This is a genomic window from Microbulbifer flavimaris (genome assembly GCF_001641755.2).
GTDB classification, from domain to species: domain Bacteria; phylum Pseudomonadota; class Gammaproteobacteria; order Pseudomonadales; family Cellvibrionaceae; genus Microbulbifer; species Microbulbifer flavimaris.
The window spans coordinates 1-11,956 of record NZ_LRFG02000002.1; the positions used below are offsets into that span (position 1 = coordinate 1).

Sequence of the window (11,956 nt, forward strand, 5' to 3'; positions counted from 1 at the left end):
GGCTGGATGCCGGCCTTCGCCGGCATGACGACGAAGGTGAATTCAACCTCGCTTGTCATCCCGGACTTGATCCGGGATCCATCTGCCCGTGAGCCAAGATAAGGTCCGCTACTCCAAGGTCGCACGGTGGGAGGCTGGATGCCGGCCTTCGCCGGCATGACGAAACAATGGAAACCACCATCATCCGTCATCCCGGACTTGATCCGGGATCCATCTGCCCGTGAGCCGAGCTAAGGTTTGCTGCTCCAAGGTCGCACGGTGGGAGGCTGGATGCCGGCCTTCGCCGGCATGACGATGTGGGCAGCGATGGCTTTGTGACTGGCAGGTGCCTCCGCGCCTTGTCATCCGCGGGCCAGGGTGCCTGGCCCAGCGGTTCAGGCTTGGATCAGCCCTGCTGGGTCGAGGACGCCAGCTTGCCGTGGCACTGCTTGTACTTCTTGCCGGAACCACAGGGGCACGGGTCGTTACGACCGACCTTGGGGCCGCGACGGGCAGGCTCGGGAATCGCTTCCGGTGCTGGCTGGGTTTCCGGCATGGCGGAAGCCTGGGCATGCTGCAGTTCCAGCTGCTGCTTGCGCTGCTCCTCGATGCGGCGCTGCTCCATTTCTTCCATCTGCTCGCGGGTCATGGGCTCCACGTGAGCCAGCACGCGGATTACCTCGTGCTTGAGATTGTCCAGCAGGCTCTGGAACAGGTGGAAGGACTCGCGCTTGAACTCCTGCTTCGGGTTCTTGTTGGCATAGGCCCGCAGACCGATACCCGCGCGCAGGTGGTCCATGCTCGCCAGATGCTCTTTCCACAGCTGATCGAGTACCTGCAGCATGATCTGCCGCTCGATGGTGGGCATCAGGTTGGTGTCGCCGGTGGACTCGCCGATACGGGCCACTTTGGCGTCGTAGGCTTCCTGGGCGGTGGTGACGATCTTCTCGCGCAGGCTCTCCTCGTGGAGGGTACGGTCCTCGTCCAGCCACTGCTGGACCGGCAGCTGCAGGCCCAGTTCTCCGGCCAGCTGCTTCTCCAGGCCCGGGATATCCCACTGCTCTTCCACGCTCTGCGGCGGCACGAAGCCGGAGATCAGCTCGTCCACCACATCCGCGCGGATGGCGGTGATGGTGTCGCTGATGGTCTCCGCTTCCAGCAACTCGTTGCGCTGGCCATAGATCACCTGACGCTGGTCATTGGCGACATCGTCGTATTCCAGCAGCTGCTTGCGGATATCGAAGTTGCGACCTTCCACACGGCGCTGGGCTTTTTCAATGGCATTGGAAACCATGCGATGCTCGATGGCCTCGCCCTTCTCCATACCCAGCATCTGCATGAAGTTCTTCACCCGGTCGGAGGCGAAGATACGCATCAGGCTGTCTTCCAACGACAGGTAGAAACGGGTCACACCCGGGTCGCCCTGGCGGCCCGCACGGCCGCGCAGCTGGTTGTCGATACGGCGGGATTCATGGCGTTCGGTGCCGATGATGTGCAGGCCGCCGGCCTCGATCACGGTGTCGTGACGCTTCTGCCACTCGGCCTTGAGCTGCTCGATCTCCGCCTCGGTGGGTTCGCGTCCCTTCTCCTGATGCAACTCTTCGACCTGGGCCTCCCAGTTGCCGCCCAGCACGATATCGGTACCGCGACCGGCCATGTTGGTGGCGATGGTGACGGTGCCCGGGCGACCGGCCTGGGCAATGATCTGTGCTTCTTTTTCGTGGTACTTGGCGTTCAGTACCTGGTGCTTGATCCCCGCCTTGGTCAGGCGACGGGACATCTCTTCAGAGGTCTCGATGGAGGCAGTACCGACGAGGATGGGAGCCTGCTTGTCACGGCAGTACTTGATGTCCTCGATGATGGCATCCATCTTCTCTTCTTTGGTCAGGTAGACCAGATCATTGAGGTCTTCCCGCTGCTTCGGCTTGTTGGTGGGAATGACCACCACGTCCAGACCGTAGATCTGGCGGAATTCAAACGCCTCGGTATCGGCAGTACCGGTCATACCGGCCAGCTTAGGGTAGAAGCGGAACAGGTTCTGGAAGGTAGTGGAGGCCAGGGTCTGGCTCTCGCTCTGGATCTGCACGCCCTCTTTTGCTTCCAGTGCCTGGTGCAGGCCCTCGGACAGGCGGCGGCCGGGCATGGTGCGGCCAGTATGTTCGTCGATCAGCACCACCTGGCCGTTCTGCACGATGTAGTCCACATCGCGATTGAACAGCACATGCGCGCGCAGGGCCGCGTGCATGTGGTGCAGCAGGCCCAGGTTGCCGGGCGCATACAGGGACTCGTCCTGCTTGATGAATCCACCGCGGGCCAGCAGGTCTTCCACCAGCTGGTGCCCGTCTTCTGTCAGCTCCACCTGGCGGGTCTTCTCGTCCACCGAGTAGTGGCCCTCGCCACCCTCTTCTGCGCGCTCCAGCTGCGGCACCAGTTTGTTCATGGCCATATAAAGCTGGGAGGAGTCCTCCGCTGCACCGGAAATAATCAGCGGCGTGCGCGCCTCGTCGATCAGGATGGAGTCCACCTCGTCCACGATGGCGTAATGCTGCGGGCGCTGAACCCGGTCTTCCTTGCGCAGCACCATATTGTCGCGCAGGTAGTCGAAACCGAATTCGTTGTTGGTGCCGTAGGTGATATCCGCCTGATAGGCAGCCTTCTTGTCGTCCGGGTGCTGCCCGGAGACAACCACGCCCACCTGCAGGCCGAGGAATTCGTACACCGGGCGCATCCAGTTGGCATCGCGGCCGGCCAGGTAATCATTCACGGTGACAATGTGCACACCCTTGCCTTCCAAGGCATTCAGGTAGGCCGGCAGCGTGGCCACCAGGGTTTTACCCTCACCGGTGCGCATCTCGGCAATATGTCCTTCATGCAGGGTCATACCACCGATCATCTGTACGTCGAAGTGGCGCATGCCGAGGGTACGGCTGCTGGCCTCACGCACGGCAGCAAAGGCCTCGGGCAGCAGTTTGTCGAGGGCCTCGCCGTCAGCGAGGCGTTGCTTGAACTCGTCAGTTTTGGCTTTCAGCGACGCGTCGTCGAGCTGCTTGTACTCGTCTTCGAAGGCGTTGATCTTTGCCACGGCCTTCCGCATGCGCTTGATCTCGCGGTCATTTTTTGAGCCGAAGACCGTTTTTATCAGTGTGCCAATCATTATGTAGAAACCACTCAATCCAAATTGCAGATCCGGCCCTCTGCGGGACCGGCCTCTCACGGCATCTGGGCCGGAGAGCGACAAGGGGTGCAAGTAAACAGGAAGGCGCCAAGACTAGCAACTCCCCACGGGAGCTGGCCTGGCGCATACGGAAGGATAGTTGTTAACGGCCGGTGCGGCGGATGTAGGTAGCCGGGTCGACAGGGCGGTTATTCTTGTACACCTCGAAGTGCACATGGGGACCGGTGGAGCGTCCACTGGAGCCCATCAGGGCGATCACCTGGCCTTTCTTGACCACGTCACCCAGCTTGACCTTGATCTCGCTGTTGTGCCCGTAGCGGGTCTTGTAGCCATTACCGTGGTTGATCTCCACCAGCTGGCCGTAGCCGTAACGGTCTTCAGCCCAGGTTACAACGCCGGAGGCCACAGCCACTACGTCGGAACCGTTTTTGCCGGCGAAATCGACACCTTTGTGCCAGGAGCGGCGGCCACTGAAGGGGTCCGTGCGGTAACCGTAACGGGAAGACATCCAGCCGCGGGTAATGGGGCGGCCGGCGATGAACTGCTCGTCCTGCAGCTGGCGGCGGGCCAGCAGGGATTCGAGGGTGCTCATCTGCATCTGGCGATCTTCGATCTGGTCGGACAGATCGCCCAGAACATCAACGAATTCGGGGGGCTGGTAGGGCAGCTCCGCCGCACCGGCGATACCCGGATCTTCCGGCCCGCCCAATGCCGGTGCAGTGCCGAACTGGAACTCTCCCTCATCCAGCTTGGCAACAGTGGTGAGCCGCTCGCCGAGGGCATCAATTCGGGTCAGGCGAGCCTGCATCTCCGCCATTTTGACGGTGAGGGCAGTCAGTTGCTCGCGGGCGTGGCGATCAGCCTCTTCGATCTGCTCTTGCTGCTTGCGCAGGGCCTTGTTCCAGGCCTTGGCGGTGCGGGAATCGAAGACGTCGCTTTCAGAAACCGGCAGGTTAGAGCCAACAAGGAAAGCCCCCACCGGCAAACCGAGCAGGCACAGCCCCAGCAGGGCCTTGCTCAGGCCGCCGAAACGGAAAGTGCGCGACATTCCGCCGCGCTCGTTGACAAGGATTACTTTCATAACAGGCGTATTCAGGTCTGGCAGTCTGTTGTTGTCTTCTCTATCTGCTGCTCCGCAGGGCGTAACCTCTCCCTGCTACACCTCACACCTATCCATTGGCTTGCGAACCGACGATTCCCTTCACTGTACCACTGGTCGGCCGCTGTGAACTGTTCGCTGGGGCACAGTTGTCCAACTGCGCCCCATAAAAAAACCGGCAATTTTCATGCCGGTTTTTCGTATCCCGGCTCAGACCGCCAGGATGGGTTTGACGTAGGAGATGGGGGACTCTTCTTCGCCCTCGAAGGTCACCATTTCCCAAGCGTCTTCCTGCGCCATCAGGGTGCGCAGGGACTTGTTGTTCAGTGCATGCCCGGACTTGAATGCCTTGTATTCGCCGATCAGGCTGGTGCCCAGCAGGTACAGGTCACCGATGGCGTCCAGGATCTTGTGCTTGACGAACTCATCCTCGTAACGCAGGCCGCCCTCATTGAGGATGCGGTACTGATCGATCACGATGGCATTGTCCACGCTGCCACCCTGCACCAGGCCTTTTGAACGCAGGTACTCGATTTCGTGCATAAAGCCGAAGGTGCGCGCGCGGCTGACTTCCTTCACAAACGAGGTACTGGAAAAGTCCACGGAAGAAGTCAGGTTGCGGCCCTGGAAAACCGGGTGGTCAAAGTCGATGGTGAAAGACACCTTGAAGCCATTGAACGGCAGGAAGCTGGCGACCTTGTCACCCTCTTCCACGGTCACAGGCTTCTTGATCCGCAGGAATTTCTTCGGGGCGGACTGCTCCTGGATTCCCGCAGACTGAATCAGGAATACAAACGGACCGGCACTGCCGTCCATGATCGGCACTTCCTGGGCGGACAGTTCGACCACGGCATTATCGATACCCAGCCCCGCCATGGCGGACAGCAGGTGCTCGACGGTGGCGACGCGAACGTCGTCTTTCACCAGGGTGGTGGACAGCAGGGTGTCACCCACGTTTTCGGCGCGGGCTTCAATTTCGACCACCGGATCCAGATCGGTGCGACGGAAAATGATGCCAGTGTCCACCGGCGCCGGTTTGAGAGTCAGGACGACTTTCTTACCAGTGTGGAGACCCACGCCCGTGGCGCGGATAGCATTTTTCAGTGTGCGCTGCTTGATCATGTATTCGTGTTTTCCCAGTCGGTGAGCGGCATAAACCGCAGCAAGCCGGCGATCTTAGCAGAATTCATACGCCAAGACCACCAATAAGATGACAGTCATCCTGACTCCCCTGTCACAACTCCCCGCTCATCATTCGGACATTGCTGACAAAGGTGTAGATCCACTCTTTTTCAGCTTAGTCCAGCGAGAAGACTGCTGCGCCACTGCCCTATTTTAAAGCGCTTCCCTGGGCACACGCTGTCAATAAAAGTAAACCCGGGTGAGCCCGGGCTACTTTTCCGACCAATCGGTCGAAACCGAACCACTCGCCGCCGAAGCGGGGTGCCCGGCCCGAGGGCCGGGCGGACATGAGCGGTGTATTTGCCTCGCCTGCGCGGCGGTTCGGTTCCAGCGATGGTCGTAAAACCAAGGCTCGCTGACCGAACTAGTCCGCCTGACGGCGCAGGAATGCCGGAATATCCAGGTATTCCATATCCGTATCGGCCGGGTTCATGCTGGGCGCCGGGCGCTTGGGCCGTTCGGCCTCCGTGCGCGGGCGACCTTCCATGGGCTCACGGGTAACGGCAGACTTGGGGCTTTGACCATCGCGGCCCTCGCGCAGTTCCGGGCGACGGGTGTTATCCACCACTTTGGTGGGGCGGGCAGCCTGCTGGGCACCCTCACCCAGACCTGCTGCCACCACGGTTACCCGCATCTCATCACCCAGCTTGTCATCCACAGCAGTACCGATCACTACGGTGGCTTCGTCTGAAGCGATTTCCTGAACGATTTCCGCAACCTCGGAGTACTCGCCCAGGGTCAGCTCCTGACAGCCAGCTTCTTCGCTACCGGTAATGATATTGACCAGGATACCGCGAGCGCCCTGCAGGTTGACGTTGTCGAGCAGCGGGCTGCGCACCGCCTTTTCCGCCGCTTCGCGGGCACGGTTCTCGCCCACTGCGGCACCGGAGCCCATCATCGCCATACCCATCTCGGACATCACGGTGCGCACGTCGGCAAAGTCGACGTTCATCTCGCCGGGACGAATCATCAAGTCGGCGATGCCCTGAACTGCGCCCAGCAGAACATTGTCCGCTTCTTTGTAGGCTCCCTTCATGGTCACCTTGGCACCGAGCACCTCCATCAGGCGGTCGTTGGGAATGGTAATCAGGGAGTCGACTTTGTCGCGCAGCTCGAGGATGCCCTCCTCGGCGACTGCCGTGCGCTTCTTGCCCTCAAGCTTGAAGGGACGGGTCACCACCGCAACGGTCAGGATACCCAGATCCTTGGCGATTTCTGCCACGATCGGTGCACCACCGGTACCGGTACCACCACCCATACCTGCAGTAATGAAGACCATGTCCGCACCTTGCAGCACTTCGGCAATGCGCTCGCGGTCTTCCATCGCTGACTGGCGGCCTACATCCGGGTTAGCGCCGGCACCCAGACCCCGGGTGATGTTGTTACCCAGTTGCAGGATTGTGCGCGCCTCGATGTCCTTGAGTGCCTGTGCATCGGTGTTGGCGCAGATGAAATCTACTCCCTCCACCTCGCTGGCGATCATATGCTTCACGGCATTACCACCACCGCCGCCGACACCGATCACTTTGATGACAGGCTTGTCCTGTACGCTATCGACTAGTTCGAACATTGCTGTTCCCCTTTTTTGCTCATGTCAAAATTGTTATTCGTTCCTGAATTTCCAGAAGGGCCAGTCGAACTTCAGCCCATTCTGTCTTGGCGGCTTTTAACCGCCCTTTTTCTTACAGATTTCCCCGGAACCAGTGCTTTACCTTGTCCCACCACTGATTTTCTTCCCGCTGCGGCCGCTGGCGATTCCCCGAGGTGTCCTCCCTCTGTATGGCATACATCAACAGGCCCACGCCAGTGGAGTAAATCGGGTTGCTGACGATGTCGGTCAGACCAGCAATTCCCTGCGGCACCGCAAGGCGCACCGGCATATGGAAAATCTCCTCTGCCAGTTCCACCGCGCCCTCCATCTTTGAGGAGCCACCGGTCAGCACGACGCCGGCGGCACACAGGTCTTCGAAACCGCTGCGGCGCAGCTCCGCCTGCACCAGAGTAAAGAGCTCGTCATAACGGGGCTCTACCACCTCGGCCAGCGCCTGACGGGACAGATCCCGCGGCTCGCGGTCGCCAACACTTGGCACCTTGATGGTTTCACCTTCGCGCGCAAGCTTGGCCAGCGCACAGGCATATTTGATTTTCAGCTCTTCTGCGTGCGGTGTCGGTGTACGCAATGCCATGGCAATGTCATTGGTGACCTGGTCACCGGCAATGGGTATGACACCGGTATGACGAATCGAGCCGCCGGTAAACACGGCAATATCGGTGGTGCCGCCACCGATATCCACCATGCACACGCCGAGCTCTTTCTCATCATCGGTCAACACCGCATAGCTCGAGGCCAGCTGTTCGAGGATGATGTCTTCAACCTCCAGGCCGCAGCGGCGGATGCACTTCTCGATATTCTGTGCCGCGTTTACTGCACCGCTGACCAGGTGCACTTTTGCCTCCAGGCGAACACCGGACATCCCCAGAGGTTCCTTCACGCCCTCCTGGTTATCGATCAGGTACTCCTGCGGCAGGGTGTGCAGGATTTTCTGGTCAGCCGGAATCGCCACGGCCCGGGCAGCGTCGATCACCCGGTCGAGGTCGTGCTGGGTCACTTCACGATCTTTGATCGCCACGATGCCGTGGGAATTGAGACTGCGGATATGGCTGCCTGCAATACCGGCGTAAACGGAATGGATTTCGCAGCCCGCCATCAATTCGGCCTCTTCCACGGCACGCTGAATTGACTGCACCGTGGACTCAATATTGACCACCACGCCCTTCTTCATACCTGTGGAGCGGTGTGAACCGATACCGACGATATTCAGCTCTCCCTCGCCAGTGACCTCGCCAACGATGGCCACCACTTTGGAAGTGCCGATATCCAGCCCGACGATCATGCGGTTATCGGATGCTTGTGTCATTCTTCTACCAACCTCGCTGAACCTCTCCGCCCGTTATTGTTAATAATCGGCCAGGGTCGAGTTCTCGCTTTTTTACTATTTTGATTGTGCCGGCTTTTGGCCGCGTTTACTGCTTTCCGTTTATTCCATTTCTTGTTTTGTTCGCCACTGCACTGCCAGAGCGTTGCTATAGCGCGTATCCACCCGCGCCACCTTTTCCAGGTGTGGTGCCAGTACACCCCGGCTGAGAGTCAGGAAGCGATTGACCCGCTCCAGCAACTCGTCGTGCCCGAGATACAACTCCACCCCTGAAACCAGTTCCAGATGCCACCCGGCGAGGTCGTCGAACGTTAATCGCTTGACCTCCATGTCCCGGGTTGTCAGCAGTCCGGCCAGCGCCTGGTACTGCGACAGAATACGTTCCACCAGTTCCTCATCACCGGCAAGTTCCGGCAGTTGGCCTGTCTCCAGTCCCTCGGGACGAGGCAACAAGTCTCCACTCGCCACCAGCAATTTGTCTTTACCCCAGACCGCCAGCGGACTGGCTTCTTTTACCGCCACCTCAACACCCCGGGGCCAGCGACGGCGCACATCCGCCTCGGTGATCCAGGGGTGCCCGAGCAGAGCTTCCTGCATCGCGGCAATATCCACGGTGAGAAATCCGCGCTGCAAATACGGCAGCAGGATTTCCTCGACCTGCCGCTGTGAAACGGCTTTAAACGGGCCCTTCACGCGGACCTGCTGCAGCGCATCCACCCGGCTGAGTTCCGTCACCGGCACCTGTCGCCAGAGCCACAGGCCGCTATACGCCGCAGACAACACCGCACCGGTGGCCAGCAGCGCAATAACCAGCATGCGCAGGCCGCCGCCGGCAGACGCGGAGCGTTCTGTCCGGGGACTTGCGCCGCGCACCTTGCGCTGCCGCTTGTCACTGTTGGCGGTGGCCTTTTTCACTGGCTGCCTGCGCTCCTCATCATTCTCTGTGTTTGCTGTCTTCGAGCTTCTATGCTTCTTCGCCGGTATCACCCAGGCGCCACTGCGCCAGCTGCTGGGACAAGGCACCGACATTACCGGCCCCCTGGGTCAGCACGATATCACCCGGCTCCAACAGATCAGCCAGGATCGGCGGCACCTGTTCGATGGTCTCCACGAAAATCGGGTCTACCTGACCACGATTGCGGAGGCTTCGCGCCAGGGTGCGACCATCTGCCCCGGGGATTGGTGCTTCGCCGGCACTGTACACATCCAGCAGGATCAGCTTGTCCACCTGCGACAGCACCTGCACGAAGTCCTCGAACAGGTCTCTTGTGCGCGTGTAGCGATGCGGCTGGTAGATCATCACCAGGCGCCGCTCCGGCCACCCGTCTCGAACGGTCTTGATCGTGGCCGCCACCTCTCGCGGATGGTGGCCGTAATCGTCCACCAGCATGACTTTTTCTGCACTGGCGTCGTCGCTGACCGCGTAATGACCGTAGATCTGGAAGCGTCGACCGACCCCCTGAAAGCCAAGCAGTCCCTCGCGGATCGCCTCGTCAGCAACCCCCTCTTCCGTGGCAACGGCAATCGCGGCGGTTGCATTCAGCACATTGTGGATGCCCGGGGTGTTCACGCACACTTCCAGCACATCTCCTTCCGGCCGCTGTACTTTGAAGTGGCTGCGCAGGGGTTCCTGGTTCACTTCGACGATCCGGTAGTCATTCCCCTCATCAAAACCGTAAGTAGACACCGGACGAGAGAACTGCGGGATTACATCCTGCACGTTTTCATCATCCCCACACACCACCGCCAGACCATAGAACGGCAGGTTGTGCACAAAGTCGATAAAGATCTGCTTGACCTTTTCAAAATCCCCGCCGTAGGTCTCCATATGGTCCGCATCGATGTTGGTGATCACCGTCACCATCGGCTGCAGGTGGATAAATGAAGCATCGCTCTCATCGGCCTCGGCAATCAGGTAGCGGCTCTCACCCAGCGCGGCGTTTGCCCCGGCTGCGTTCACCAGGCCACCGATGACAAATGTGGGATCCTTGCCGTCGGCAGCAAAGATCGAAGCAATCAGACTGGTGGTCGTGGTCTTGCCATGGGTGCCGGCCACCGCGATTCCGTAGCGATAACGCATCAATTCACCGAGCATTTCAGCACGACGCACTACAGGAATACGGTTTTCCCTGGCCGCAACCAGTTCCGGATTGTCTTCCTGTACCGCAGAGGAGTTCACCACCACATCCACGTCGCGCACGTTGTCTGCGGTATGACCGACCTGCACTTTTACACCCAGGTCCCGCAACCTGCGGGTGACCGAGGACTCTTTCAAGTCAGAGCCCGAAACTTCGTAACCCTGGTTCTGCAACACTTCGGCAATACCACTCATGCCGGCGCCGCCGACTCCGATAAAGTGAATACGGCGGATGCGGCGCATGGCAGGCACGCTGTAGCTGCTCTTTTCCATTGCTGCGTCTTTGGTCATGTTAAATTCCTTACCTCCGCCGAATTTCTCACTTGGTGCCGGTCATAGCCGCACAGGCCTCGACCACACGGGTTGTCGCATCGGTGCGGGCTGCACTGCGAGCGGCTTTTGCCATCGCCAGCAATTTTTCCGGCTGCGTAAACAGGTCACTCAATAGGCCGGCCATCTGCTCGGCGCTCATGGTGTCCTGTTGAACCACAATCGCGCCGCCGGCCTCCTGCAGCCACTCGCCGTTCCTGGTCTGGTGGTCGTCAATGGCAAACGGAAACGGCACCATGATCGCGCCCACTCCCGCCGCCGCAATTTCCGAAACGGTCAATGCCCCGGCCCGGCAGATAACCAGGTCTGCCTGCTCGTAGGCGCCGGCCATGTCCGCGATAAACGACACCACCTCCGCATCAATGCCCGCCTGGCGATAACTGTCGCGGGCCACATCCAGATGACGCTGGCCGGCCTGATGTGTCACCCTTGGCCGGATGGATTCTTCCACCAGCGACAGTGCCTGCGGTACCACCTCATTGATGGCAACCGCGCCGAGGCTACCGCCCAGCACCAGCAGTCGCAGGGGGCGCTCTTTTGCTATGCGCTTTTCCGGCGACGGCAGCTGGACAATCTCCTCTCGCACCGGATTACCGACCTGTTCGCCGCGGCCAAGGCCGCTGGGAAACGCCTCCAGAACCCGATTGGCAATTTTGGCCAGCAGCCGGTTGGTGGTGCCCGCTACGGCATTCTGTTCGTGTATCAGTAGCGGGATGCCACGCAGTCGGGCGGCAACACCGCCCGGGCCCGTGGCATAACCGCCGAATCCGAGTACCGCATCCGGATTAACTTTCTTCATCACCCCAAGGGCCTGACGCACTGCGCCCAGAATCTTGAACGGTGCTTTTGCCAGAGCCAGCTTGCCCTTGCCCCGGACACCCTCGACGGTGATGAAATGCAGCGCAATGCCTGCATCCGGAATCAGCTGCGCCTCAATGCCACGCTCGGTACCCAACCACTCCACTTCGGCGCCACACGCCTGCAGCGCCCTGGCCACCGCCAGCGCGGGAAACACATGGCCGCCGGTACCGCCGGCCATCAGTAAAAAGCGCTTGCCGGAAAAATCCGGGGCACTCTGCTGGTCCGGGGCACTCTGCTGATCCAATGTCTCCTCCACC

Annotated in this window: 9 protein-coding genes; all 9 read right to left on the reverse strand. The window is 60.2% G+C overall.

Annotation, left to right across the window (positions count from 1 at the left end):
* Positions 1 to 191: hypothetical protein (locus AWR36_RS16340; RefSeq protein ID WP_231745251.1), on the reverse strand; the 191-nt coding region annotated here is incomplete at its 3' end.
* Positions 192 to 385: 194 nt separating this feature from the next.
* A complete protein-coding gene (gene secA / locus AWR36_RS04835; protein ID WP_067081947.1) occupies positions 386 to 3,133 on the reverse strand; it encodes a preprotein translocase subunit SecA in 2,748 nt (915 codons plus the stop codon).
* A 163-nt stretch (positions 3,134 to 3,296) separates the two neighbouring features.
* Positions 3,297 to 4,235: a M23 family metallopeptidase gene (locus AWR36_RS04840; RefSeq protein WP_067081952.1), complete on the reverse strand. Its 939-nt coding sequence runs from the start codon at positions 4,233 to 4,235 to the stop codon at positions 3,297 to 3,299.
* A 228-nt stretch (positions 4,236 to 4,463) separates the two neighbouring features.
* Entirely contained in the window at positions 4,464 to 5,375 is a 912-nt protein-coding gene (lpxC, locus tag AWR36_RS04845) for a UDP-3-O-acyl-N-acetylglucosamine deacetylase (RefSeq protein ID WP_067081955.1), read from the reverse strand.
* Positions 5,376 to 5,799: 424 nt separating this feature from the next.
* Positions 5,800 to 7,005, reverse strand: a complete 1,206-nt coding sequence (gene ftsZ, locus AWR36_RS04850; protein WP_067081958.1) for a cell division protein FtsZ — start codon at positions 7,003 to 7,005, stop codon at positions 5,800 to 5,802.
* 112 nt (positions 7,006 to 7,117) lie between these two features.
* Positions 7,118 to 8,353 carry a cell division protein FtsA gene (gene ftsA, locus AWR36_RS04855; RefSeq protein ID WP_067081961.1) on the reverse strand — a complete coding sequence of 412 codons (1,236 nt, stop codon included), beginning with the start codon at positions 8,351 to 8,353 and terminating at the stop codon, positions 7,118 to 7,120.
* Positions 8,354 to 8,473: 120 nt separating this feature from the next.
* Complete coding sequence (locus tag AWR36_RS04860; protein ID WP_231745252.1) at positions 8,474 to 9,286, reverse strand: cell division protein FtsQ/DivIB; 813 nt, start codon at positions 9,284 to 9,286, stop codon at positions 8,474 to 8,476.
* 49 nt (positions 9,287 to 9,335) lie between these two features.
* Positions 9,336 to 10,781 (reverse strand): UDP-N-acetylmuramate--L-alanine ligase, encoded by a 1,446-nt coding sequence (murC, locus tag AWR36_RS04865; protein ID WP_067083902.1) that lies wholly within the window; start codon positions 10,779 to 10,781, stop codon positions 9,336 to 9,338.
* A 46-nt stretch (positions 10,782 to 10,827) separates the two neighbouring features.
* Complete coding sequence (murG, locus tag AWR36_RS04870) at positions 10,828 to 11,943, reverse strand: undecaprenyldiphospho-muramoylpentapeptide beta-N-acetylglucosaminyltransferase (protein ID WP_255353970.1); 1,116 nt, start codon at positions 11,941 to 11,943, stop codon at positions 10,828 to 10,830.
* Between the last annotated feature and the right edge of the window lie 13 nt (positions 11,944 to 11,956).

What these genes read in the sequence shown, in the direction of transcription:
- secA (WP_067081947.1), bottom strand. Translation starts at nt 3,133, where the DNA reads ATGATTGGCACACTGATAAAAACGGTCTTCGGCTCAAAAAATGACCGC.
- AWR36_RS04840 (WP_067081952.1), bottom strand. Translation starts at nt 4,235, where the DNA reads ATGAAAGTAATCCTTGTCAACGAGCGCGGCGGAATGTCGCGCACTTTC.
- lpxC (WP_067081955.1), bottom strand. Translation starts at nt 5,375, where the DNA reads ATGATCAAGCAGCGCACACTGAAAAATGCTATCCGCGCCACGGGCGTG.
- ftsZ (WP_067081958.1), bottom strand. Translation starts at nt 7,005, where the DNA reads ATGTTCGAACTAGTCGATAGCGTACAGGACAAGCCTGTCATCAAAGTG.
- ftsA (WP_067081961.1), bottom strand. Translation starts at nt 8,353, where the DNA reads ATGACACAAGCATCCGATAACCGCATGATCGTCGGGCTGGATATCGGC.
- murC (WP_067083902.1), bottom strand. Translation starts at nt 10,781, where the DNA reads ATGGAAAAGAGCAGCTACAGCGTGCCTGCCATGCGCCGCATCCGCCGT.